Annotated in this window: 23 protein-coding genes; 14 read left to right on the top strand and 9 right to left on the bottom strand. The window is 72.2% G+C overall.

Going from position 1 to position 24,079, the window contains the following annotated elements; translation table 11 throughout:
* Positions 1-139 precede the first annotated feature (139 nt).
* Together ACULK4_RS11800 and ACULK4_RS11795 are read right to left on the bottom strand one after the other, a co-directional pair.
* The gene (locus tag ACULK4_RS11800; RefSeq protein WP_445964607.1) at positions 140-418 is read right to left on the bottom strand and encodes a hypothetical protein; all 279 of its coding nucleotides are present in this window, start codon (positions 416-418) and stop codon (positions 140-142) included.
* 76 nt (positions 419-494) lie between these two features.
* On the bottom strand, positions 495-2,639 hold the full coding sequence (locus ACULK4_RS11795; protein ID WP_445964606.1) for a hypothetical protein: 2,145 nt from the start codon (positions 2,637-2,639) through the stop codon (positions 495-497).
* Between the two features lie 257 nt (positions 2,640-2,896).
* Between ACULK4_RS11795 and ACULK4_RS11790 the strand changes: the two genes are divergently transcribed.
* Positions 2,897-3,529 carry a cyclodeaminase/cyclohydrolase family protein gene (locus ACULK4_RS11790; RefSeq protein WP_445964605.1) on the top strand — a complete coding sequence of 211 codons (633 nt, stop codon included), beginning with the start codon at positions 2,897-2,899 and terminating at the stop codon, positions 3,527-3,529.
* A 57-nt stretch (positions 3,530-3,586) separates the two neighbouring features.
* Entirely contained in the window at positions 3,587-4,420 is an 834-nt protein-coding gene (locus ACULK4_RS11785) for a carbon-nitrogen hydrolase family protein (protein WP_445964604.1), read from the top strand.
* On the opposite strand, the gene ACULK4_RS11780 is transcribed toward ACULK4_RS11785, so the two are convergent.
* Positions 4,389-5,621 (bottom strand): aminotransferase class I/II-fold pyridoxal phosphate-dependent enzyme, encoded by a 1,233-nt coding sequence (locus ACULK4_RS11780; RefSeq protein WP_445964603.1) that lies wholly within the window; start codon positions 5,619-5,621, stop codon positions 4,389-4,391. The two genes, ACULK4_RS11785 and ACULK4_RS11780, sit on opposite strands and share 32 nt — an antisense overlap.
* Before the next feature lie 146 nt (positions 5,622-5,767).
* Between ACULK4_RS11780 and ACULK4_RS11775 the strand changes: the two genes are divergently transcribed.
* The 5 genes from ACULK4_RS11775 (at position 5,768) to ACULK4_RS11755 (ending at position 11,722) form a co-directional block, all read left to right on the top strand.
* Entirely contained in the window at positions 5,768-7,495 is a 1,728-nt protein-coding gene (locus ACULK4_RS11775) for a S1C family serine protease (RefSeq protein WP_445964602.1), read from the top strand.
* A 134-nt stretch (positions 7,496-7,629) separates the two neighbouring features.
* On the top strand, positions 7,630-8,685 hold the full coding sequence (locus tag ACULK4_RS11770; RefSeq protein WP_445964601.1) for a glycosyltransferase family 2 protein: 1,056 nt from the start codon (positions 7,630-7,632) through the stop codon (positions 8,683-8,685).
* 2 nt (positions 8,686-8,687) lie between these two features.
* On the top strand, positions 8,688-9,500 hold the full coding sequence (locus ACULK4_RS11765) for a CDP-alcohol phosphatidyltransferase family protein (protein WP_445964600.1): 813 nt from the start codon (positions 8,688-8,690) through the stop codon (positions 9,498-9,500).
* 43 nt (positions 9,501-9,543) lie between these two features.
* Positions 9,544-10,389 carry a glycosyltransferase family 2 protein gene (locus ACULK4_RS11760; RefSeq protein WP_445964717.1) on the top strand — a complete coding sequence of 282 codons (846 nt, stop codon included), beginning with the start codon at positions 9,544-9,546 and terminating at the stop codon, positions 10,387-10,389.
* Positions 10,390-10,417: 28 nt separating this feature from the next.
* A complete protein-coding gene (locus ACULK4_RS11755) occupies positions 10,418-11,722 on the top strand; it encodes a CDP-glycerol glycerophosphotransferase family protein (protein ID WP_445964599.1) in 1,305 nt (434 codons plus the stop codon).
* A gap of 20 nt (positions 11,723-11,742) precedes the next feature.
* On the opposite strand, the gene ACULK4_RS11750 is transcribed toward ACULK4_RS11755, so the two are convergent.
* The 5 genes from ACULK4_RS11750 to ACULK4_RS11730 all read right to left on the bottom strand — a co-directional run bounded on the left by ACULK4_RS11750 (position 11,743) and on the right by ACULK4_RS11730 (position 16,277).
* Positions 11,743-12,729: a hypothetical protein gene (locus ACULK4_RS11750; protein ID WP_445964598.1), complete on the bottom strand. Its 987-nt coding sequence runs from the start codon at positions 12,727-12,729 to the stop codon at positions 11,743-11,745.
* 64 nt (positions 12,730-12,793) lie between these two features.
* Positions 12,794-13,534, bottom strand: a complete 741-nt coding sequence (locus tag ACULK4_RS11745; RefSeq protein ID WP_445964597.1) for an ABC transporter ATP-binding protein — start codon at positions 13,532-13,534, stop codon at positions 12,794-12,796.
* The gene (locus ACULK4_RS11740; protein WP_445964596.1) at positions 13,534-14,331 is read right to left on the bottom strand and encodes an ABC transporter permease; all 798 of its coding nucleotides are present in this window, start codon (positions 14,329-14,331) and stop codon (positions 13,534-13,536) included. Before ACULK4_RS11740 ends, ACULK4_RS11745 begins: the two co-directional genes overlap by 1 nt.
* A 95-nt stretch (positions 14,332-14,426) precedes the next feature.
* On the bottom strand, positions 14,427-15,119 hold the full coding sequence (locus ACULK4_RS11735) for a phosphocholine cytidylyltransferase family protein (protein WP_445964595.1): 693 nt from the start codon (positions 15,117-15,119) through the stop codon (positions 14,427-14,429).
* 132 nt (positions 15,120-15,251) lie between these two features.
* Positions 15,252-16,277, bottom strand: a complete 1,026-nt coding sequence (locus ACULK4_RS11730) for a hypothetical protein (RefSeq protein ID WP_501043314.1) — start codon at positions 16,275-16,277, stop codon at positions 15,252-15,254.
* A 73-nt stretch (positions 16,278-16,350) separates the two neighbouring features.
* Here ACULK4_RS11730 and ACULK4_RS11725 point away from each other — a divergent pair, with 73 nt between their 5' ends.
* The 3 genes from ACULK4_RS11725 to ACULK4_RS11715 are packed head-to-tail and all read left to right on the top strand — an operon-like array spanning position 16,351 to position 19,355.
* A complete protein-coding gene (locus ACULK4_RS11725) occupies positions 16,351-17,496 on the top strand; it encodes an ATP-binding cassette domain-containing protein (RefSeq protein WP_501043313.1) in 1,146 nt (381 codons plus the stop codon).
* The gene (locus tag ACULK4_RS11720; RefSeq protein ID WP_445964593.1) at positions 17,472-19,046 is read left to right on the top strand and encodes a hypothetical protein; all 1,575 of its coding nucleotides are present in this window, start codon (positions 17,472-17,474) and stop codon (positions 19,044-19,046) included. Before ACULK4_RS11725 ends, ACULK4_RS11720 begins: the two co-directional genes overlap by 25 nt.
* 21 nt (positions 19,047-19,067) lie before the next feature.
* Positions 19,068-19,355 (top strand): DUF3039 domain-containing protein, encoded by a 288-nt coding sequence (locus tag ACULK4_RS11715; protein WP_445964592.1) that lies wholly within the window; start codon positions 19,068-19,070, stop codon positions 19,353-19,355.
* A gap of 3 nt (positions 19,356-19,358) precedes the next feature.
* Here the strand turns inward: ACULK4_RS11715 and ACULK4_RS11710 are convergent, their stop codons facing one another.
* Positions 19,359-20,678, bottom strand: coding sequence for a nicotinate phosphoribosyltransferase (locus ACULK4_RS11710; RefSeq protein ID WP_445964591.1), 1,320 nt, complete (start codon positions 20,676-20,678; stop codon positions 19,359-19,361).
* Positions 20,679-20,783: 105 nt separating this feature from the next.
* Between ACULK4_RS11710 and murI the strand changes: the two genes are divergently transcribed.
* The 4 genes from murI to ACULK4_RS11690 all read left to right on the top strand — a co-directional run bounded on the left by murI (position 20,784) and on the right by ACULK4_RS11690 (position 24,073).
* Positions 20,784-21,659, top strand: coding sequence for a glutamate racemase (murI, locus tag ACULK4_RS11705; protein ID WP_445964590.1), 876 nt, complete (start codon positions 20,784-20,786; stop codon positions 21,657-21,659).
* Positions 21,656-22,429, top strand: a complete 774-nt coding sequence (gene rph, locus ACULK4_RS11700; protein WP_445964589.1) for a ribonuclease PH — start codon at positions 21,656-21,658, stop codon at positions 22,427-22,429. Before murI ends, rph begins: the two co-directional genes overlap by 4 nt.
* 14 nt (positions 22,430-22,443) lie before the next feature.
* On the top strand, positions 22,444-23,064 hold the full coding sequence (gene rdgB, locus ACULK4_RS11695) for an RdgB/HAM1 family non-canonical purine NTP pyrophosphatase (RefSeq protein ID WP_445964588.1): 621 nt from the start codon (positions 22,444-22,446) through the stop codon (positions 23,062-23,064).
* A 79-nt stretch (positions 23,065-23,143) separates the two neighbouring features.
* Entirely contained in the window at positions 23,144-24,073 is a 930-nt protein-coding gene (locus tag ACULK4_RS11690; protein ID WP_445964587.1) for a cation diffusion facilitator family transporter, read from the top strand.
* The last annotated feature ends 6 nt before the right edge of the window (positions 24,074-24,079 follow it).

Below are 24,079 nucleotides of genomic sequence, written 5' to 3'. Positions count from 1 at the left end.
AGAGGCCGGTATCGGAGAAATCCGATACCGGCCTCTGGCTTTGCACGCTTCAGGGACTACTCACGCGAGCGTCGAAGCTTTCCGCGCGAACTCGGGATCGGCGGCGTCGTGCGGGGCAAGCGCCTGACCGCGCCACTTCTCATGCCTTGGAGCGTTCGAGCGCCGCGACGAAGGCGTCGAGCCGCGGCTTCTCGGTCTCCTCGACGGTGAGGGACATGAAGGAGGCCATCGCGAGCAGGACCTCGTAGTGGCCAGGTCGACCGCGCTTGGCGGGCTTGTGGGTGACCCGGATCTCGCGATAGGTCGACACCGGGTTCCGCGCCGCCTCGTCCATGCCGTTGTGCCGGAACTTCGCGACCGTGGCGCCGTCGTACAGGAGTCGTTCGCCGTTGGCGCCCTTGACCTCGATGGTTTCCATAGCCCACCTTCTCAGATGCGCCGACGAACGGGCAGGCCCCGGTCCGAGGGGACCGGGGCCTGCCGCATCGCCGGGATCAGCCCTGCTTGCCGTTGCCGGTGTTCGTGACGGTGAGCGAGTAGCCCGCATCGAGCGTGTCGAGGTCGCCCGTGGGCAGGTTCGACACGAGCGTCGCGAAGTCGCGCTCGTTGCCCTTCGCGCACGAGGTGTCGAGACCCGCCTGCGAGATATCGTCGCCCTCGAAGCGGTACACGAAGTTGCCCGCCTCGTCGACGATCTCGTACTCGGAGTCCTCGCCCGGGGTCAGGTCGCAGCTCGAGACCACCTGCAGGGTCCAGTTGTCGTCCTGCAGGCCCGTGGTCTCGATCCACTCGCCGTCCGCCGACGAGAGTGCCGCGCCCTCGCCGTCGACCATCACGTCGTCGACGAACCATCCGGTGTCGAGGTAGGCGGCATCCGTCGAGTACCGGAAGCGCACGTCGGTCGTGCCCGCAGGCAGCTCGGCGGACAGGTGCACGTACTCGGGCTCGTCGACGAAGTACTCGCCGCCCGAGGTGCCGGTCAGCCCGTTGCCCTCCTCGTTGCTGCCGTGCGGGTCCTCATCGGTCGTGACGACCGCCCCCGAGTCATCCGTCAACGGCACGGTGACCCACTCGTCGCCGACGAGCGCCTCGACGAAGCCGTAGTCCCAGCCCTCCTCGATGAACGCCCACGACCAGAAGTCGAGGGTGGAGGCCGCGCCATCCGTCACGTCGACGTCGAGGACGTTGTCGGCCTGGCTCTCGTAGCCGCCGTACCAGTGCGTCTCGCCCGTGTGCGGGGCGACCTGGCTGGTGTCGTCGCCGTCGAGCGCGACGGTCACCGTCGGCCCCGGGTTGCGGAACCGCTCGACCTGGATGCCGTACGGCAGCGCCGTGTCGGCCTGGCCGTTCTCACGACGGTCCCACTTCGCCTCGGGCTGCGCGCCCTGGTTCGATCCGCGGCCGTCCCAGAACTGGTCGTCGGCGATGTCCATGGTCCAGCTCGTCGAAGCCGGGTCGCCGAAGTCGACGGCCTTGATGTCGAAGCGCTCCGAGCTCTCGTCGTCGAGGTACACCGCGACCGCCCAGTCCTGGTAGAGCTCCTCGGCCGTGCGCAGGTCACCGCCGGTCGCCGCGTTGAACTCGTCGATCGCCGCCTGCACGCCCGCCATGCCGTCGGCCTGGTTCTCGAAGATCAGCTTGATCAGCAGGTCGCCGCCCGCGTCGTCGTACTCGAGGTCGGGCTCGTAGGTGCCGTCGCCGTTGCCGCCGGCCTGCTCCCACAGGTACTGCATGTAGGTGTACGCGGCGCCGTAGTTCTCGAGGCCGCCGCCCCAGCGCGTGAGGGACGTCTCGGCGTAGAAGACCTGGTGGTAGGTCAGGTGCGAGCCGCCCACGTCGTAGCCGTTGAGGAACACCGCGAAGTCGGCGAGGCCCTCGTCGACCCAGCTGAGCTCGCCGGGGTCGCTGTAGTTGTGCAGCAGGTGCTCGAGCTCGTGCGCGATGACACCCTCGTACAGCGTGGCCTGGTCGTTCTCGGGGTCGTCGTCACGCCATTCCGCGTCATCCGGACCCACTCGGTTCGCCCAGTCGTACGCGTCGATCACGATCGTGTTCATGCCCGCCGACTCGATGAAGTCGGGCGCGAAGTAGCCGGCCGTGTAGCTCGTGACCGCGCAGTCGTAGTACTGCTCGTCCTGCACGTTGTAGACGACCATCACGAGCGAGTCGCTCTCGGGCACGTCGGGGTCGGCCGCGTCCATGGGGCCGAAGTGCTCCTCGTCGACGGCGACGATCTGGTTCGCGAGCTGGTCGCCCATGTAGTCGACCTGCGCCTGGGTGAGGGTGTAATCCTCGGCGCTCGCGTCGGTGCACGGGACGAACTCGTCGTCGGGTGCGTGGTCGAACGCCGGGTCGAGGCTGTCGACGCCCGTGGGGGCGCTGCCGTCGAGCGGCGTGCCGGCGGGCACGTAGATGTAGACCGGCGTGCCGTCGGGCGTCTCGCCGGCGTACACGCGCGTGAAGTCCTGGTCGTAGGTGCCGCCGGCCGCGCTGTCGTTGATCGGCAGCGTGATGGTCGGCTCGCCGGCGAGGTTCTCGTGGTCGTCGGCGGATGCCGGCGCGGCGGTCGCCGCGAGGAAGCTCGCGGCGAGTGCTCCGACGGCGAATGCGCCGACGGAGCGTCGTGGTGCTCTGAGCACGGGGTTTCCCATCTGTCGTGGCCCCGTTGCTCGCAGATCTGGTTCGTCCGTCGGCGTAGGGACCGATCGTCGGCGCCGGCCGGATCCGGTCGGCGCGCCTGAACCCGATCAGTCCAGCACGCCCGCTGCGTCGGCGACAGATCTTGCATTCGCCCCCACCGATCGGGTTGACTACGCCCCGGCGAAACCGGGGCGACATCTCCGACTCCTGTACGCCGCCCGGCGCATGGCGCGCCGAACGGGTCTACCGTCGAGTCATGGAACGCAGACTGACGGCCGATGAGCCCATCTCGGAATGGCTGCACGCGCTGGCGTCCACCGGCGCCAACCCGGGCGGCGGGGCCGCTGCCGCACTCATGGCCGGTATGGCGGCGGCGCTGGTCGAGATGGTCGTCGCGCACCGTCGATCCGATGAGTCACCCGAGGACGAGATCCGACGGCGGTGCCTCGAGGCCTTCTCCGCGGCGATGCGTGAGACTGCACCGGAGATGGCGGATCAGGACACCGCCGCCTCCTCCGGGTTCGCGGCCGCGAGTCGACGGGACGACCCCGAGGGCCGCGCGGCCGCCATGCGCGAGGCCGGACTTGCGGCCGCGGAGTCGTCCGTGTCGCTCGGGCGGTTCGCCGCGACCCTCGTGCCGGTGCTGGAGGATCTCGTCGACGACACGAGCACGCTCCTGCTCGCCGACGTCGGCACCGCCGCCGCGACCCTTGCCGCGAGCACGCGCGCGGCGGCCCTGAACGTCGGCACCGACCTCAGGCTCGCCGAAGAGGCCGGTTCGGGGCGATCGGACCTGACCGACGCGTTCGACGAGCTCGAGGCGACGACGCGCGAGCTCGACGCGATCGTCGATCGCGTGCGCGACCGAATCACGCCATCGCGCGACTGAAGTCCGGAGCCCCGCGCATCTCGCGGCCTGATCCGCCGCCCGGCCTAGGCTGGGGGCATGCAGACGGATGCCGCGGGTTTCCCGCTCGCCGTGGCGCAGTTCGCGCCCACCGACGACGCCGACGCGAACCTCGGCGAGATCGGCCGCCTCGCCGAGCTCGCGGTGGCGCGGGGGGCACGGATGGTCGTGTTCCCCGAGTACTCGAGCTGGTTCACCGCGACGCCCTCCGAGGCGTGGCTGGACGCCGCGCAACCCGTCGGCGGCCCGTTCACGACCGGCCTGCGCGAGCTCGCCGACCGCCTCGACGTGCACCTCGTCGCGGGCATGATCGAGCGTCTCGACGGCGAGCGGCGCGTGGCGAACACGGTCGTGGCCGTCGCGCCGGGGGAGGGCGTGGTCGCCCGGTACCGCAAGCTGCACCTCTACGACGCGTTCGGCCAGCGCGAGTCGGAGTGGGTGGCCCCGGGCGAGATCACGCCGCCGGAGCTGTTCGAGGCCGGCGGCATCCGCTTCGGCCTGCAGACCTGCTACGACGCGCGCTTCCCGGAGGTCACGCGTCGCATCGTCGACGCGGGCGCCGACGTCGTGTGCATGCCCGCCGAGTGGGTGCGCGGTCCGCTGAAGGAGTCGCACTGGCGCACGCTCACCACAGCGCGCGCGCTCGAGAACACGATCTACGTCGCCGCCGCCGACCACGCGCCGCCGGTGGGTGCCGGCAACAGCATGATCGTCGACCCGATGGGGGTCGAGGTCGCCACGATCGGCGAGACGACGGATGTCGCGGTCGCCTGGCTGTCACGCGAGCGCATCACGGCGGTGCGGCGCGTGAACCCGGCGCTCGAGCTGCGCCGATTCGGCATCACGGTGCGGCCGCACCCGAGCGACCGCTGAGTGACGCCAGGCGCGCCGCCGCCTCCTCGAGCACCTCGCGGCGCTTGCAGAACGCGAACCGGACGAGGCTGCGCACCGCATCGCGCCGGTCGGGGTGCACGAACGCGGTGACGGGCACGCCGACGAGGCCCGCGCGATGCGGCAGCTCGCGGCAGAACGCCGCGGCGTCCGTCTCGCCGAGTGCCGCGGCATCCGCCACCGCGAAGTAGCCGGACCGAGGCACCGACGTCGTGAAGCCCGCCGCGTGGAGCCCGGCGACGAGCACGTCGCGCTTCGCCGTCAGGGAGGCCGCGGCATCCGCGAAGAACCGGTCGGGCAGGTCGAGGCCCGTCGCGATCGCGGGCTGGAACGGCGCTCCGTTGACGAACGTGAGGTACTGCTTGACGGCGAGGACCGCCGTGACGAGGTCGGCGGGTGCGGTGACCCAGCCGATCTTCCACCCGGTGGTGTTGAAGGTCTTGCCGCCGGACGAGATCGACACCGTGCGCTCCCACGCGCCAGGCAGCGTCGCGATCGGCGTGTGCACGCCGTCGAACACGAGGTGCTCGTAGACCTCGTCGGTGACGATGAGCGCGTCGTGGCGGTGCGCGAGCTCCACGACGAGCTCGAGCGTGGCGCGGTCGAGCACCGCGCCGGTCGGGTTGTGGGGCGAGTTGACGAGGATGACGCGGGTGCGGTCCGACACGGCGGCGCGGAGCTCGTCGTGGTCGGGCCGCCAGTCCGGGAAGCGCAACGGCACCGTGCGGTGGATGCCGCCGGCACGCGCGACGAGCGCCGCGTACGCGTCGTACGACGGCTCGAACGTGACCACCTCGTCGCCGGTGTCGACGAACGCCAGGATGGTCGCGGCGAGCGCCTCGGTCGCGCCGGCGGTGACGAGCACCTCCCGGTCGGGGTCGACCTCGAGGTCGTACCAGCGCTGCTGGTGACGGGCGATCGCGTCGCGCAGCAGGGGCATGCCGGGTCCGGGCGGGTACTGGTTGACGCCCGCGGCGATCGCCTCGCGCGCCGCCTCGAGGACCTCGGGCGGGCCGTCCTCGTCCGGGAAGCCCTGGCCGAGGTTGATCGCCCCGCTCGCAAGGGCGAGCGCGCTCATCTCGGCGAAGACGGTCGGGGCGACCGTGCCGTCGGGCGCGAGCAGGCCCGCGCCGGCGGCGGTGCGCTGCCACGGGGCGAGGTGGGGGGCTCCGATGTCATCCACGCTCACACCGTACGTCACGGTCCGGCCGCTACGCTGGCGTGGGCGCCCGGGCGGTTCCCGGCCCCGGCACAGCCGAGACATAGGAATCGCAGAAGCGCCGCACAGATCCACGGACCATGCTGGCGTTCGTTGGAAGGGAGCGACACATGACCGACACCACCCCCGGCGGGCACGAGCACGACGAGCAGACCCGCCCTGACGAGCAGCCGCAGACCGAGGCCGCGCCCGAGTCACGAGCGCCCGCGCAGGCGCCGGCGAACGAGCCCCCGGCCCCGGCCCCGGCCGCGACCCCGGCGCCGGACGCGACCCCGGCCCCGGCCGCGACCCCGGCCCCGGCCCCGGCCCCGGCCCCGGCCGAGCCTCCGCGCGCGACCGGCACCGTCTACACACCCGGCCAGGCCCCGCAGCCCTACGTCGCGCCGCAGTACCGGCACGAGCCCGCGGCCGCGCCCGCACCCCGGGAGACCGCGCCGACGACGCCGCTCACGGGCGCCGCAGCGGCGGCGACCGCGGCCGGCGCCGCACAGCACGGCCCCGCACAGCACGGCCCCGCTGCCGCACCGGTCGGCGGGTACCCGGGAGCCGGCGATCCCGGCGGCCCGGGCTCGGTCCCGCCCGCGTTCGGCGGACCCCAGCCCGCGGCATCCGCCCCGTCGTCGACGCCGGAGAAGCCGCGTCGAGCCGGATTCGGCGTCGCCGCGGCCGTCGTCGCGGCCGCACTCATCGGCGGCGCCTCGGGCGCCGGCGTCACGGCGCTCATGACCGGCGACGGCGAGGGCACGGTGCTCGAGTCGACGACGGACGGCCAGCGCATCGTGATCAACGACACGGAGTCGGTGAACCAGATCTCCGCGGTCGCCGCCGCCGCGAGCCCGAGCGTCGTCACCATCGCCGTGGCGGGCGGGCAGGGTCAGGGCACCGGATCCGGCGTCGTCCTCTCGGAGGACGGCTACGTCCTCACGAACACGCACGTCGTCACGCTCGACGGGGCCACGGGCGACCCGAGCATCCAGGTGAAGGCCGATGACGGCCGCCTCTACGAGGCGGAGCTCGTGGGCACCGACCCGCTGAGCGACCTCGCGGTGATCAAGATCGTCGGCGCCTCCGGCCTCTCCCCGATCGAGTTCGCCGACTCCGACGAGCTCAACGTGGGCGACACCGCGATCGCCATCGGCGCACCGCTCGGCCTGTCCGGCACCGTGACCAACGGCATCGTGAGCGCGCTCAACCGCAGCATCGACGTCCAGTCGTCGGCGGCCCCCGAGACGCCGGACGACGGCAGCGGCCAGGAGGGCGAGGAGGGCGAGAGCCCGTTCGACTTCTGGGACTTCGACGTGCCCGGCCAGGAGGGCCAGTCCCAGGGCAGCGGGCTGATCTCGATCCCGGTGATCCAGACGGATGCCGCGATCAACCCCGGCAACTCCGGCGGCGCGCTGCTCGACGCCGATGGCCGGCTCATCGGCATCAACGTGGCGATCCTGTCGGCGGGCGGTGCGTCGAGCGAGGCGGGCAACATCGGCGTCGGCTTCGCGGTGCCGTCGAACCTCGCCGAGCGCGTCGCGAGCGAGATCATCGAGGACGGCGCGGCCACGCACGGCCTCCTCGGCGCGACGGTGACGTCGGCCCAGGCGGCCGGCGAGGGCTCGACGGTCGGTGCGCTCATCTCGGAGGTGACCCCGGGCGGCGCGGCGGAGGCCGCGGGGCTCGAGTCCGGCGACGTGGTCACCGCGTTCAACGGCGTCCCGATCACCGACCAGACCGACCTCACCGCGCAGGTGCGCGCCCTGCCCGGCGGCGCCGAGGCCGAGCTGACCTACACGCGCGACGGCGAGTCGCGCACGGTGTCCGTGACGCTCGGCACCTTCGAGGGCTGACGTCGCGGGCGCATGTCGCCCTTCCCGACGGGGGCCGGACCGGCTGCGGTCCGGCCCCCGTCGCGTCGCGCCGTCGCGCCGTCGCCGGGCCCCCTGCTGCTAGGCTCGATCGACCCTGTGCACGAGTGAGGACCATGCCCGAGCAGCACCACCCGGCGGAACTCTCGCCGCCGATCGGCGTCTCGTATGTCATGCCCGTGCTGAACGACGCGTCGCACGTGCGGGCCGCGGTCGAGTCGATCCTCGAGCAGGAGTACGACGGTCCGGTCGAGGTGCTCATCGCCCTCGGTCCGTCGATCGACGGCACGGCCGAACTCGTGGCCGACCTCGCCGCGCGCGACTCGCGCGTACGCGTGCTCGAGAATGCGGTCGGGTCGACTCCGGCGGGCCTGAACATCGGCATCCGCGCAGCGGTCCACCCGGTCGTCGTCCGCGTCGACTCGCACTCGATGCTCCCGGTCGACTACACGCGGATCGCCGTCGAGGCGCTCGTGCGCACCGGCGCCGACAATGTCGGCGGGATCATGGACGCGCGGGGCGAGACCGGGTTCGAGCGCGCCGTCGCACTCGCCTACACGACGCCCGTCGGCCTCGGGGGGGCCGCCTTCCACGTCGGCGGCGAGGAGGGGCCGGCCGAGACGGTGTACCTCGGCGTGTTCCGCCGGAGCGCCCTCGAGCGCGTCGGCCTGTTCGACGAGACGATCAAGCGCGGCCAGGACTGGGAGCTGAACCGACGGCTGCGCGAGACCGGCGGCACGGTCTGGTTCACCCCGGAGCTCGCCGTCACCTACCGACCCCGCTCGAGCGTGGAGCGCCTCGCGCGGCAGATGCTGTCGACCGGGCTGTGGCGCGGCGAGCTCGCCCGCCGGTTCCCCGCCGACAACGGCATCCGCTACTTCGTGCCGCCGCTGATGGTGGTCGGCGTGGTGGTCGGCACGCTGCTCGGCGTCGGCGGGCTCGTCCAGCTCGCGGTCGGCGCGGTCCCGTGGCTGCTCGCGGGCTTCGCCGCGCCGGCGGTCTACCTGCTCTTCGTCCTCCTCGCAGCGCTCGTGTACGCTCGCGGGCGTGGTGCGGCCGTCTTCGGCTGGTTCCTCGTGGTGCTGCCCTGCATCCACGTGTCGTGGGGGCTCGGCTTCGTGCTCGGTTACCTCTCGCTCACGAGCAACATCGCCAGCCACACGGGAAGGTGAGCATGACGGAGACCACGCCGGGTCGCGGGCGGCCGACGAGCATCGCGGAGCTCCGCGCGGTGACCCAGCCGCCCGAGGTCCGCAACCGCCGCAATGCCGAGCACTGGACCGCATCGCTGTACCTGCGCGACCTGTCGCCGTACCTCACCTGGCTGCTGCTGCGTACCCCGATCTCCGCCAACGGCGTCACCGGCCTCATGATCCTCGTCGGGTGGTCCACGGCCGCGGCCCTGCTCATCCCGGGCATCTGGGGTCCGCTGCTGGCCGTGGTGCTCGGCCAGTTGCAGATGCTCGTCGACTGCTCCGACGGCGAGGTCGCCCGGTGGCGCGGCACGCGCTCGCCCGCGGGCGTGTTCCTCGACAAGGTCGGCCACTACACGACCGAGGCGCTCATCCCGCTCGCGCTCGGCATCCGCGCCGCCGCCTACCCGCTCGAGTTCCCCGAGGACTTCCTCTGGACGACGGTCGGCGCGATGCTCGCGCTCGTGATCGTGCTCAACAAGGCGCTCAACGACATGGTCCACGTCGCCCGCGCGAACGCCGGCCTGCCGAAGCTGGCCGACACGCACGGCGAGACCGCCCCGCGCGGCGGACTCATCGCCCGGCTCCGCAAGGTGGCGCGGTTCGTGCCGTTCCACCGCCTGTACCACTCGGTCGAGCTCACGCTCATCGCGTTCGCCGCGGCCCTCATCGGCCTCGTGGCGGGCCAGCCGCTCGTCGACCGGATCCTGGTCCTCGTCCTGCTGCCGCTCGCGACGCTCGCGCTCGTCGGCCACTTCCTCGCGATCATGGCGTCCCGCCGTGTCCGCGCCTGACGCATCCGTGACGGTGCCGCGCGTCGGCGTGGTCGTGCTCACCATGGGCCGGCGGCCGGTCGAGCTCGCGCGCGGCATCCGGAGCGTGCTCGACCAGGCCGACGTGTCGGTCGACGTGGTGTGCGTGGGCAACGGCTGGGACCCGGCGACGGCCGACCCGCCGCTGCCGCCCGAGGTGCGCGCCCTGCACCTGCCCGAGAACCTGGGCATCCCGGCGGGACGCAACCGGGGCGTGCCGCATGTCGAGGGCGACGTGCTGTTCTTCCTCGACGACGACGCATACCTGCCGAGCGCGTCCTTCCTCGCCGACGGATGCCGCCTGCTGGCCGAGCACCCCGACCTCGGCCTCGTGCAGCCCCGCGTCGTCGACCCGACCGGGCTCACCGCGCCGCGACGCTGGATCCCGAGGATCCGCAAGGGCGACCCCGCCCGCTCGAGCGACGTGTTCTCGTGCTGGGAGGGCGCCGTGCTGATGCCGCGCGCCGTGTTCGATGCGACCGGCGGCTGGGCCGATCCGTTCTTCTACGCGCACGAGGGCATCGAGCTCGCGTGGCGCGTGTGGGACGCGGGCCGGCGCGCGTGGTACGCCGGAGACCTCGAGGCGGCGCACCCGGTGATCGACCCGGCGCGGCACGCGTACTACTACCGGCTGAACGCGCGGAACCGGGTGTGGCTCGCACGCCGCAACCTGCCCGCGGTGCTCGTGCCGGTGTACGTCGGGTCGTGGACGGCGATCCAGGTGCTGCGCTGGGCGCGGCACCCGAAGGCCCTCTCGGCGTGGTTCGCCGGGTGGCGGGCCGGATGGCGCGAGGACCCGGGGGAGCGGCGCCCGATGTCGTGGCGCACGGTGCGGCGGATGACGCTCGCCGGGCGACCGCCCGTCGTCTGACCGCCGCGGGCGCGGCTACCCTTGGACGGTGGGTTTGAGGAGAGACGCGCGCCGCGGAGTGAAGTTCGTCCAGAACGTGCTGCGATCGCGGCGCGCGCAGCGACGGCTGGCCGAGATGCTCGCGGAGCGTCCGCCGCTCGAGCCGCACCACTACCGCATCGGCGTGTACTTCGCCGACGGCAAGGTCAACCTGTACCAGCTGCGCCAGTGGTACCAGCCGCTCGTGAGGCTCGCCGAGCAGCACCCCGTGCTGATCCTCAGTCGCGCGTCGGGTGCGGCACTCGCGTTGCTCGACGAATCGCCGCTCCCGGTCGCCTACGTCCGCCGCGTCGCCGACCTCGAGCAGGTCATCCACGACCAGGACCTGCACGTGGTGTTCTACGTCAACCAGAACGCCAAGAACTTCCAGATGATGCGCTACGGGCGCCGCTGGCACGTGTTCATCAACCACGGCGAGTCCGACAAGATGTACATGACCACGAACCAGTTCAAGGCGTACGACTACGCCCTGATCGCGGGCGACGCGGCCCGGACTCGCCTCGAGAAGGTGCTGTGGGACTACGACTTCGACAAGCGCGCCATCCCGATCGGCCGGCCGCAGGCCGACCACTACCTCGACGGCTCCCCGCTGCCGTACACCCCCGACGACCGCGACGTGGTGCTGTACGCGCCCACGTGGGAGGGCGACCGGGGTGCCGCGGCGTACGGGTCGATCGCCTCGCACGGGGTCGCGCTCGTGAACAGCCTGCTCGCGAACGGGCGGCACCGCGTGATCTATCGTCCCCACCCGCGCTCGGGCGTGGTCGACCACGACTACGGCGCCGCGAACCGCGCGATCATCCAGGCGATCGCGGCGGCGAACGCGGCGGATCCCACGGCGCAGCACGTCTACGACGACGGCCCGTCGCTCGGGTGGCAGCTCGCGGCGGCGGATGTCGCGATCGTCGACATCTCGGCGATGGTCTACGACCGGCTCGCCGCGGGCAGGCCGCTGCTGGTGACGCTCCCGGTGAACGCCGACGCGCAGATCGACACCGGGGGATACCTGTCGGCATGCGAGTGGCTCGAGGCCGCCGACGGCGACGCGATGGCCGCGCGGGTCGACGAGGTCACGCACGACGAGGCCGCGCTGCAGCGGCTCGGTTTCTGGGTCGAGCGCTACTTCGGCGACACGACCCCGGGCGTGACGACGGCGCGGTTCCACGCCGCGGTCGACCACCTGATGGCCGAGTGGGAACGCTTCGCGGCGCTGCACGCGGGCGATCCGGAGGTCGAGGAGCACGATGCGGAGGGCGAGGCCGCCGAGCAGTCCGACGACGTCGAGGTCGACTAGGCAGCGGGCCCTCGGGCGCCTCAGCGGTCGGCGGTGGCCTGCGGGTCGCGCGTGACGGCGTCGCCGTCCGAACCGGCCGACTCGTCGCGCCGCCGCCGGGTGAGCGCGCGCCCCGCCGTGCGGATGCCGCGGCTGGTCGCTCCGGCGACGGCCGAACCGATCGCCGCGCCGCGCCGCGCCGTACGCGAGGCCGCCGACTCGCCCGCCTCGCGCGGCTCGAGCTCGACGGGCAGCAGGGCCGGGGCCGCGCCGAACGCGAGCCGGGCGTGCTGCAGCACGCGACGGCCCAGGACGTGGTTGCCGACGCCGCCGATGGCCGCGCCGATGCCGAACGGGATCGCACGGCCGATGATGCCCGCGCCGCCGCGGACGGCGAACTGCTTGATGAACATGCGGCGCAGCCGCTCGACGACCTGCCCCATGACGGCCTTCGGCAGGCCGCTCGTGATGATCTCGCCCCAGTACGCGTCACGGGCCACGCCACCGCCCGCGGCGCGGGCGGCGAAGTTCTTCACCAGGTCGACGCCTTCGCGGCCCATCATGAGCGTCATCACGAGTGCGCGGGCGCGGTCCGGGTTCTCGACGTGGAGCCCGTGCACCTCGGCGACGGACTGCGCGAACAGCGCGGTCGCCTCGAGGAATGCCGCGGTCTCGACGCCGGACAGCGCGAGCGTCACGCCCGTCCCGATCCCCGGCACGACCGCGGTCGCACCGACCGCGGCGCCCCCGGTCGTGACGGCGGTGAGGTAGCGGCGCTCGAGGATCCGCACGATCTCGTCGGGCGTGGCGGTGGGGTGGTTGCGGCGGATGGCGCGGAGGTGCGCCAGCACGACGGGACGGTGGATCGCGATCAGCCGGTCGAGGCCGCGCTCGAGGCCCTCCGCCCGTGCCGTGGCATCCGCCTCGGTCTCGCCGGCCGTGGAGGCGAAGGGGTCCGAGGCGCCCTGCGGCGTCTCGCGGGGCGCGCTCTGGCCCATCGAGGTGATCCGGTGCACTCGGTCCGACATGGCGTCGATTGTAGGACGGCCGGTTGGGAGGCGGCCGCCGCGACCGGAGGGCTTGACGGCTCCGTCAGCGTGTGCCGTAGTCGGCGTTGTACCGGTCGATGACCTCGTCGATGTCGGAGTCGAGGACGAGCCGCCCCTTGTCGAGGTAGAGGCCGCGGGTGCAGAACCGACGCAGGTCGCGCTCGTTGTGCGAGACGAAGAACAGCGTGCGTCCGCTCTCGAGCAGTTCCTCGATGCGGCGGTAGCACTTCTCGCGGAACGCCTTGTCGCCGACCGCGAGGACCTCGTCGACGAGGAGGATGGGCTCGTCGAGCTGAGAGACCACGGCGAACGCGACACGCACCTTCATACCGCTCGAGAGGTGCTTGTACGGGGTGTCGAGGAAGTCGCCGATCTCGGCGAACCCGATGATCTCGTCGAACTTCGCGTCGATCTGCTGGCGCGTCATGCCGTGCAGGCCCGCGGTGAGGTACACGTTGTCGCGGACCGAGAGGTCGTCGACGAAACCGCCCGTGATCTCGATGAGCGGCGCCACGCCGCCGTTGACCGTGACCGAGCCCTCGTCCGGGATGAGCACGCCGGCGACGAGCTTCAGCAGGGTCGACTTGCCCTGGCCGTTGCGGCCGACGACGCCGATCGCCTCGCCCGGCCGGACGTCGACGCTGACCTCGCGCAGCGCCCAGAACTCGTCCGGGCGGATCCGCCGGCGGGTGCGGGAGAAGAGGTCCTTGAAGGTGCGGCGGCCCCGGCGGTTGCGGCGGAAGCGGATGCCGAGGCCGGCGGTGCGGATGGCGGCGTCGGTCATCAGATCTCCTTCAGCACCTGGCGCTCGGCGTTGCGGAACACCCACAGCCCGACCGCGAGGAACGCCGCCGACATCGCGGCCGCGATCCCCACGGCGAACCATTCGAGCTCATCGGGGAAGAACGCGGCGCGGTACAGGCTGAAGATGCCCGCCAGCGGGTTGAACGCCGCCCAGAACTGCAGGCCCTCGGGCAGGTTCGAGATGCCGTAGATGATCGGCGAGGCGTAGAAGAGGAAGCGCAGCACGAGCTTGGTCGCCCGCTCGAGGTCGCGGAAGAACACCACGAGCGGCGCGACGATGAGGCCGATTCCCGCGGTGAGCGCGGCCTGCAGCACCATCGCGAGCGGGAAGAACACGAGTTGCCAGCCGACGCCCGCCCCGAACAGGATCGCGAACATCGCCAGCACGGGCAGTGCGAGCACGAATTCGATGCCCTTCGAGAGCACGATGCGATTGACCCAGATCGTGCGCGGCAGCTTCGTCGAGCGGACGAGCTTCGCGTCCTTCAGGAACGCTCGCGTCGAGTCGGACACGGCGCCGTTGAACCACATCCACGGCAGGAGGCCCGCCAGGAGGAAGACGATGTACGGCTGGGTGCCCACGAGCCGGTCGAACACCTGGGTGAACACGAACCAGTAGATCGCGGCCATCACGAGCGGGTCGAGGATCGACCACAGGTAGCCGAGCGCCGAGGTCGTGTACCGCACCTTCAGGTCGCGGGTCGTGAGGAGCCACAGCGAGTGACGGTACTCCGACCACCGCGTCCGCGAGAACGGATGCGAGTCGGCGTAGCTCATGGCTCTCATCGTAGATGCCGTGCAGGGTGCCGCCCGACATGCGAGAAGCGGATGCCACGAGGCATCCGCTTCTCACGCTGTGGGTGGTGCGCAGGTCACACGAAGTGGTTCGCACGCTCCAGGTCTTCGGCGAAGTCGATCTCGACCGCGTAGAGGTCGGAGACGTCCATCGGCTCGACGAGCAGGCCGTTCTGCTCGATCGCGAGCTCGATGCCGCGCTCGAAGTAGTCCTGGTCGCCGACGCGCTGCAGGTGGGCGAGCAGGGTCGCCTTGTCGCGGCTGGAGATGTAGTTGATGCCGACGGCCTCGCCGAGGCCGCCCTTGACGGTCTTCGAGAGCTCCTTGATGTAGCCCTCGGCACTCGTGGTGTACTTCACCTCTTCATCGGACACCTTCGCGGTGTTCACCGTGACGAACGACTGGTCGCGCGCGATGAAGGGCAGCGCGCGGTCGAGGATGCGCGGGTCGAAGACCACGTCGCCGTTCATCCAGAGCACACCGCCCGGCTGCGACGCCTGCAGGGCGCGCATGAGCGACTTCGAGGTGTTCGTCTGGTCGTACTCCTCGTTGTAGACGAACGACGCCTGCGGGAACGCCTCGATGATGTGCTCGAGCTTGTAGCCGACGACGATGGTGACGCTGGCGTTGCGGCCGAACGCATGCTCGACGTTGTCGAACTGCTGGCGCATGATCGTGCGACCGTCGCTGAGTTCGGTGAGCGGCTTGGGGAGGGTTCGCCCGAGCCGGCTCCCCATGCCGGCTGCGAGGATCACGATCTGGGTGCTCACTGCATCTCCTTCATCGGTCGGATGAGGCGACGCGCCCATTCACGGCGAGTTCGCCGGGAGTTCATCCGGAAGTTGTTCACTGGACACGCCGTTATGCCGACCTACAGAATACCCGGTCAGCGGTGCCGAACCCTAGCCCGGGCGGACGTCGTGGCGGATTCGTGATGTGATGCCCAGAGGTCGCCCAGCTTCGCCCGGCGCGCCGCTCGGCGCGGCGTGGAGGGGATTCGGAGGCGGAGGCGAGCCGACTTGGTAGGTTGTCGTGGTGACTTCCGTTTCGCGATCAGGCCCTGACGACGAGACTCCCGGAGGCACCGGCACGGGGGTGTCCGCCGATCGGGGGTCGTCGATCGCGCCCGAGCCCGGCAGCGGCGGGACCGGGACCACGCCGGCGAAGCCGAAGGCCGGGGCCGGGCGTACGCCGGCGACCGCAGCGCGGAACTCATCCGCACGAGCGAAGACGGGCTCCACGGCCGAAGCGGGCGCGGCCGCCGAGGCCGACGACCCCGGGAACGCGGAGCCGAAGCCCACCGCGAAGCGCTCTGCACCGAAGTCCGCTGCCTCCAAGAGCGCTGCAGCGAAGTCGGCCGCCTCCAAGAGCGCCGCGGCGAAGTCGGCCGCCTCGAAGGGCGCTGCGGCCAGGACCGCTGCCTCAAGGACCGCAGCCTCGAAGGGCGCTGCGGCGAAGTCCCGCGCCACGAAGGTCGCCGAGACCGAGCGCGTCGACGCGACGACCGGCCCGGCGGAGCCGTCGGCCGGAGCCGAACCGCCCTCGACGCCCACCGAGAACGTCGAGTCGGCGAAGCCTGCCGCCAAGGCGAAGCCCGCGGCTCGGAGGCCGTCGACGCGCAAGGCCGCGGCGCCGTCCACCGCGAAGTCCGACGCGACCGCCGACGGCGAGCCGGCGCCGGAGCCGACCGCCGCGTCCAAGCGCACCGCCGCGTCGCGCGCTGCCTCGTCGACCGCGGCGGCCAAGCGCGGCGCGGCCGCGAAGACGACACGCACGCCCTCGGTCTCCCTTGCGCAGGCGAGGGAACGCGCTGCCGATGCACGGACGAAGGCCGCGGCGCGCCAGCGCGTCGCCGCCGCGATGACCACCGACACCACCGAGGCGGAGCGCGCGCCCCGGAAGTCGGACCCGACGATCACGCCCGACACGGGCGAGCCTGCGGCCACAGCCGCACCCTCGACCGGAACCGTCCCGCCCCCACCGGCTCCGGTGGCGGCCCCCGTGGAGGCGCCCGCGGAGGAGGAGAGCACGCCTCCGGCGGAGCCCGAGGCAGCCGCCGAGGCGAGCAGCGGGGCGCCCGCCGAGCCGGAGACGGAGACGGAGACCGCGAAGGCCGGAACCGAGACGTCCGTGGAGCCGGTGCCGCTCGTCGAGGAGACCGTCACCGAGGACGCCGTCACCGAGGCCCCCATCGCCCCCACCGAGGAGCAGGAGCCGGCTCCCGCCGAGGAGCGGGCCGGCGAGCCGACGCCGACCACGACCGACGACTCGGGCCGGGCCGTCGGTGATGAGCGCGGCGTGGCCGTGATCCCGGTCGCGCCGAGGCAGTCGGCGGCGCCGCGGAAGAAGCGCACGCTCCGCGTCGCACGTCCGGCGCCGGCCGAGGCGCCCCGGGTGCTCGCGATCGAGGGACTCGTCAAGCGGTACGGCGACACGACGGCGGTCGACGCGATCAGCCTCGATGTGCGGGCCGGGTCGTTCTACGGCATCGTCGGACCGAACGGCGCAGGCAAGACGACCACGTTGTCGATGGTCACCGGGCTGCTGCGGCCCGACGCCGGCGCCGTGCGCATCAACGACATCGACGTGTGGAAGGACCCCCGCGCGGCCAAGCGCGCCACGGGCGTCCTGCCCGACCGGCTTCGCCTGTTCGACCGGCTCACCGGCTCCGAGCTGCTGTACTACTCCGGCTCGCTGCGCGGCCTCGACCACCGGACCGTACTCGATCGCAGTGCCGACCTCGCGGCCGCCTTCGGACTCGAGGACGCGCTCGACCGGCTCGTCGCCGACTACTCCGCCGGCATGACCAAGAAGATCGCGCTGGCGTGCGCCATGATCCACTCGCCGCGGCTCCTCGTGCTCGACGAGCCGTTCGAGTCCGTCGACCCCGTCTCCGCGGCGAACCTCACCGACATCCTCGAACGCTACGTCGCCGGGGGCGGGACCGTGCTCCTCTCGAGCCACAGCATGGACCTCATCGAGCGCGTCTGCGACTCGGCCGCGATCATCGTCGGCGGCCGGGTCCTGGCATCCGGCACCCTCGACGAGGTTCGTCAGGGCCAGACCCTGGAGGACCGCTTCGTCGAGCTCGCGGGCGGACGCAAGGCAGCGGAGGGCCTTGAATGGCTGCACAGTTTCTCCGACTGAAGCTCCGGCTCCTGCGGAACATCTTCCGGCGGAGCGCGTGGCAGGTCGTGGGGATCACCGTCGGCCTCGTCTACGGCCTCGGCGCCGCCGTCGTGGTCTTCGCGCTGCTCGCCGGCCTGCGCGCGAGCGATGACGTCGAACTGGTCCGCGACGCGCTCGTGGTCGCCGGTTCCGCCGTCGTGGTGGGCTTCCTGCTGGTCCCGCTGATCTTCGGCGTCGACGACACCATGGACCCGCGGAGGTTCGCGCTGTTCGGGCTCCCGGATCGCTCGCTCGCGCTCGGACTCGCCCTCGCGGCGATCGTCGGCGTCCCGGCGCTCGTTCTCGCGATCGCCCTCGCCGGCACCGTCGTGACGTGGTCGCGCGGCGTGCCCGAGACGCTGCTGGCGCTGATCTCCGCCGCGCTCGCCTTCGCGACGTGCCTGCTCGCCGCACGGCTGACCGCCGGACTCGGCGGACTCCTGCTCGAGACCCGCCGCGCACGCGAGGTGGGCGGAGTGATCGGCGTGCTGCTCGTCGTCATGGCGGCGCCGGTGCTCGTCGCGCTGTCCACCGTCGACTGGGTCTCCTCCGGCCGCCGCGCGCTCGCCGCGGTCGGCGGCGTGCTCTCCTGGACGCCGCTCGGCGCCGCGTTCTCGGTGCCCGGCGACGCGGCCGCGGGCGCTTGGGGTCCCGCCGTGCTGAAGCTCGCGATCGCCGGCGCGACGGTCTGGCTGGCCTGGCGCGCCTGGGAGCGCCTCGTCGCGAAGATGCTCGTGACCCCCGGCCGTGAGGCCGCGCCGCGGTCGTACCACGGGCTGGGCTGGTTCGGGCGGACGCCGCAGGGACCGACCGGCGCGGTCGCCGCGCGCAGCATCACGTACTGGTTCCGGGACGCTCGCTACTGGGTCTCGCTCGTCATGGTGCCCGTCACACCGCTGCTCGTGGTGCTGCCGCTGGCCATCGCCGGGGTCCCCATGACCTACCTCGGCCTCATCCCCGTGCCGCTCGTGTGCCTCCTGCTCGGCTGGAGCCTGCACAACGACACCGCGTACGACAGCACCGCGGTGTGGCTGCACGTCGCGTCGGGCGTTCGCGGCGTCGCCGACCGCGTCGGGCGCATCGTGCCCGTCGTGATCGCCGGCATCCTCGTCATCGGCCTCGGCAGCGCGGTGACGGTCTTCATCCTCGACGACTGGCGTCTGCTGCCGTCGCTGCTCGGAGTGAGCACCGCGCTGCTGCTCGCCGGGCTCGGCATCGGCTCCGTCACCTCCGCGAGCCTGCCCTACCCGGTCGTCAAGCCCGGCGACAGCCCGTTCCAGCAGCCGCAGTCCTCGGGCACGATCACCGCGCTCGTGCAGTCGGTCGCGATGCTCGGCGCGCTCCTCGTCGCCGCGCCCGCCATGGTCTTCGCGGGTCTCGGCATCCTCGTCGACCCCGCCTGGCATGGGGCGTCGCTCGCCGCGGGCGTCGGCCTGGGCATCCTCGTCCTCGTCGTCGGCGTGCTCGTCGGAGGGCGCGTCTTCACCCGGCGCGGCCCGGAGATCCTGCAGTCCGCCGTGCGCGCCTGAGCGCGGCGTAGAATCGTCCGCATGATCCGTCCCGTGCAGGCGAGCATCGCCGATCCCGATTCGCCCGGCGGGGGCACCACGGTGCTCGACCGCGAACTCGAGAAGCTCCTCGAAGAGGAGGCCATCGAACCCGGTGACCACGAGCGGTTCTCGCACTACGTGAAGAAGGACCAGATCCTCGAGTCGGCCGTCACCGGCAAGCCCGTCAAGGCGCTCTGCGGCAAGAAGTGGACCCCTGGCCGGGATCCCGAGAAGTTCCCGGTGTGCCCGACGTGCAAGGAGATCTACGAGCGGATGAAGCGGGGCTGACGCTCAGCGGTACGACGTCGGGATCACCGGCTCGCCGCGGCCCAGACGGAACGCCTCGACCGGGAGTTCCTGCACGACCTCGGCGTGATGCGCGCGAGCGGCGACCACGCCGGCGTGACCCGTGTGCGCGGCATCCGCTCGCCCCTCGTGCATGAGCCGCACCATGAGCGGTCGCAGCGTGTCGTCGTCGGCGAACTCGGCTTCGCCGTCGGGGCCGTCCCCGACGAAGACGATCTCCTCGCGTGCTGTCCGCGTTCGGTCGAGCCGACGCGCGGCGTTCTTGCGGCCGCCCACGCTCAACTTGTTCGGCGACGACTTCGCGACGTCGACCCATTCGCCGTCATCGCCGCGGCGAGCGACGAGCTTGTAGACCATGCCGGCCGCCGGGAAGCCGGAGCCGGTCACGACCGATGTGCCCACGCCGTACGAATCCGCCGGCGCTCCGGAGAGCGCGGCGATCGTGTACTCGTCGAGGTCGCTCGTGACGGTGATGTGCGTGTTCACCGCGCCGAGCGAGTCGAGCTGGTCGCGCACGGCGGCGACCACCGTCGGCAGGTCGCCGGAGTCGATACGCACCGCGCCGAGCCCCGTGCCTGCGACGCGGATCGCCGTCTCGACGCCGCGCTCGATGTCGTACGTGTCGATGAGCAGGGTCGTGCCCGTTCCCATGGCTTCGACCTGGGCGCGGAACGCGGCCTCCTCGGAGTCGTGCAGCAGGGTGAAGGCGTGCGCGGCGGTGCCCATCGTGGGGATGCCCCAGCTGCGCCCGGCCTCGAGGTTGCTCGTCGCGTCGAATCCCGCGATGTACGCGGCACGCGCCGCCGCGATCGCCGAGCCCTCGTTGGTGCGCCGCGAACCCATCTCGGCGATCGGGCGGCCGAGCGCGACCGACACCATGCGCGCCGCGGCGCTCGCCACGGACGAGTCGTGGTTGAGCACCGACAGCACGACGGTCTCGAGCATCACCGCCTCGGCGAACGATGCCTGGATGGTCAGCAGCGGCGAGCCCGGGAAGTACGCCTCGCCCTCGCGGTAGCCCCAGATGTCGCCCCGGAAGCGGTAGTCGGCGAGCCAGTCGAGGGTCTCGTCGCGCACCACGCGCTGCTCGCGCAGGAACTCCAGCTCCGCGTCGTGGAACCGGAACCGCTCGACGAGCTCGAGCAGCCGACCGGTGCCCGCGACGACGCCGTAGCGGCGTCCGTCGGGAAGGCGTCTCGCGAACGCCTCGAAGAGGCTCTCGCGATGGCCGGTCCCGTCGAGGAGGGCGGCATCCACCATCGTCAGTTCGTAGCGGTCGGTGAACAGCGCAGCAGACCCGGTCACGCGATCAGCCTAGCCGGGGGCGAACGGATGTCGCGGGGCGGCGGTGCGCGTCGCCGCGTCGCCTGCGGGGCCCCCGTGGCATCCGCTGATCTAGGCTGGGTACCCGTGACGGACGCACCCATCGGGATCTTCGACTCCGGCGTCGGCGGGCTGACCGTCGCCCGGGCGGTTCGCGACCAGCTTCCGCACGAGGAGATCCTCTACCTCGGCGACCTCGAGCACTCGCCCTACGGGCCGAAGCCCATCGCCGACGTGCGGCGGTACGCGCTCGCCGTGCTCGACGACCTCGTCGCGCAGGGGGTGAAGATGCTCGTGATCGCCTGCAACACCGCGTCATCCGCGATGCTGCGCGACGCGCGCGAACGGTACGACGTCCCCGTCGTCGAGGTGATCCAGCCCGCGGTGCGCAGAGCCGTCGCGACGACCCGCACCGGCCGGGTCGGCGTGATCGGCACCGCCGGAACCATCCAGTCGCGCGCCTACGACGACGCGTTCGCGGCGGCGCCGCACCTCGAACTCTCCTCGGTCGCGTGCCCCCGCTTCGTGGAGTTCGTCGAGGCGGGCGTCACCACCGGGCCCGAGGTGCTCGCCGTCGCCGAGGAGTACCTCGCGCCGCTGCGCGCCGCCGGCGTCGACACGCTCGTGCTCGGCTGCACGCACTACCCGTTCCTGAAGGGCGCGATCTCGTACGTCATGGGGGAGGGCGTGAGCCTCGTCTCCAGCGACGTCGAGACCGCCAACGACGTCTACCGCGTGCTCGTCTCGCAGGGACTCGAGCGTCGCGCGCCCACACCTCCCCGCCACCGGTTCGAGGCCACCGGCGACTCGAGCACGGCCTTCCTCGACCTCGCCCACCGCCTCATCGGCCCCGACATCGCGAGCGTCGAGCTCGTGCAGACCGGCACGCTCACCCTCGCCGGCCCCCGCGACCGCGGACCGGCCGGCCACGCCGCATCCGTCACCGACAGGAGACCCCAGTGACCGACACCACCGCCCCCGCAACCGTGCGCGCCGACGGCCGCACGCCCGACCAGCTTCGCGACGTCGTCATCGAGCGCGGATGGAGCGCCCACGCCGAGGGCAGCGCGCTCATCTCGTTCGGACAGACCAAGGTGCTCTGCACGGCGAGCTTCACCAATGGCGTGCCGCGCTGGATGACCGGGAAGGGCACCGGCTGGATCACCGCCGAGTACGCGATGCTGCCGCGCTCGACCAACACACGCAACGACCGCGAGTCGGTCAAGGGCCGCATCGGCGGCCGCACGCACGAGATCAGCCGGCTCATCGGCCGGAGCCTGCGCGCGGTGGTCGACATGAAGTCGCTCGGCGAGAACACCATCCAGATCGACTGCGACGTGCTGCAGGCCGACGGCGGCACCCGCACCGCGGCGATCACGGGCGCGTACGTCGCGCTCGCCGACGCGATCGAGTGGGCGCGCGGCAAGCGGTTCATCGGCCAGAAGGCGACGCCGCTCATCGACACGGTCTCGGCGGTGTCGGTCGGCATCATCGACGGCACGCCCATGCTCGACCTCGCCTACGTCGAGGACGTGCGCGCCGAGACCGACATGAACGTCGTCGCGACCGGCCGCGGACTCTTCGTCGAGGTGCAGGGCACGGCCGAGGGCGCGCCGTTCGACCGGCGCGAGCTCGACGCCCTCCTCGACCTGGCGCTCGCCGGCACGACCGAGCTCACGGCCATCCAGCGGGCGACGCTCGAGGCGGCATTGCCCGGCGCGGCCGGCGAGTGAACGCGGCCGAGCGGATGCCGCAGCTCGAGGTGGTCCTCGCCACGCACAACGCGCACAAGGTCGCCGAGTTCCAGCACATCCTCGGCGAGCACGTGCCCGGGCTCACCGTGCTGCCCTACGACGGACCCGAGCCCGTCGAGGACGGCACGTCGTTCGACGAGAACGCGTTCATCAAGGCCCGCGCCGCGGCATCCCACACCGGGCGCATCGCACTGGCCGACGACTCGGGGATCGCGGTCGACGTGATGGGCGGCGCACCCGGCATCTTCTCCGCGCGCTGGGCCGGGCCGGGCCGCGGCGCCGAGGCGAACCTCGAGTTGCTGCTCGCGCAGCTCGGCGACATCCGCGATCCGCACCGCACCGCGCACTTCCACTGCACGATCGCGCTCGTGGTGCCGGATGCCGCGGGCGCGGCGCCGTACGAGTTCGCGGCGGTCGGAGCATGGCCGGGGCGCATCGCGACCGAGCGCGCGGGCGTGAACGGGTTCGGCTACGACCCGATCTTCGTGCCCGACGGGTTCGACGTCTCCGCGGCCGAGCTGGCTCCCGAGGTGAAGAACGCGCACAGCCACCGGGCGCGGGCGTTCGCCGCGCTGCTGCCCGAGCTCGAGCGGGTGCTCGGCTCCGCGGGCTGAGCCGGCCTGCACGCGCTGAGAACGCGACTCATTCCCGTCAACGGAACGCCGCGCGATCCGCGCCTACGCTGGAAGTGCCATGGCACACTCGCACGACCATTCCCACGACGCGCACGCCGCGAACCGCACCCGGCTCGGAATCGCGATCGCGATCATCGGCGTGTTCCTGGTGGTGCAGGTCGTCGGCGGGCTGCTGAGCGGCTCGCTCGCACTGCTGGCGGACGCCGGACACATGGCCGGCGATCTGCTCGGGCTCGTCATCGCGCTCGGGGCGGCCGTCGTCGCAGCGCGACCGGCGACCGATCGGCAGACCTACGGCTACCGGCGGTTCGAGGTCTTCGGCGCGCTCGTGAACGGCGTGATCCTCGTGGTCGTCGCGGTCACGGTGTCGGCGGGGGCGATCGGCCGCCTGGCGTCCGGGGCGCAGGGCGAGGTGCACGAGGTCGCGGGCGGTCCCATGCTCGCGGTCGCGATCGCCGGCCTCCTCGCGAACGTGGTGGCCCTGCTGGTGCTGCGCGGCGGGGCGAAGGACTCGATCAACCTGCGCGGCGCCTACCTCGAGGTGCTCGGCGACACACTGGGCTCGGCGCTCGTCATCGCGGCCGCGGTGGTCATCCTGACGACCGGCTGGGATGCCGCCGACCCGATCGCGTCGCTCGCGATCGCCGCGCTCATCGTGCCGCGGGCGCTCATGCTGCTGCGCGACGTCATGCGGGTGCTGAGCCAGTCGGCACCGGCCGAGACGGATGTCGCAGAGATCCGCGACCACATCATCGGCACGTCCGGTGTGGTCGCCGTGCACGACGTGCACGTCTGGGCGATCACGACCGGCGCCCATGTGTTCAGCGCGCACGTCGAGGTCGAGCCCTCGGTGTTCGCCGAGGGGCGGGTGGGCGAACTCCTCGACGAGCTCGGCGGATGCCTCGACGACCACTTCGACGTCGAGCACTCGACGTTCCAGCTCGAGCCCGCCGGGCGCGGGCGGCAGGAACCGGCGGGGCACGCCTGACCGGTC

This window comes from Agromyces selenitireducens (genome assembly GCF_052748465.2).
Note: the sequence above shows the minus strand (reverse complement) of the source record. Positions and strands in the feature narration are given on the sequence as shown.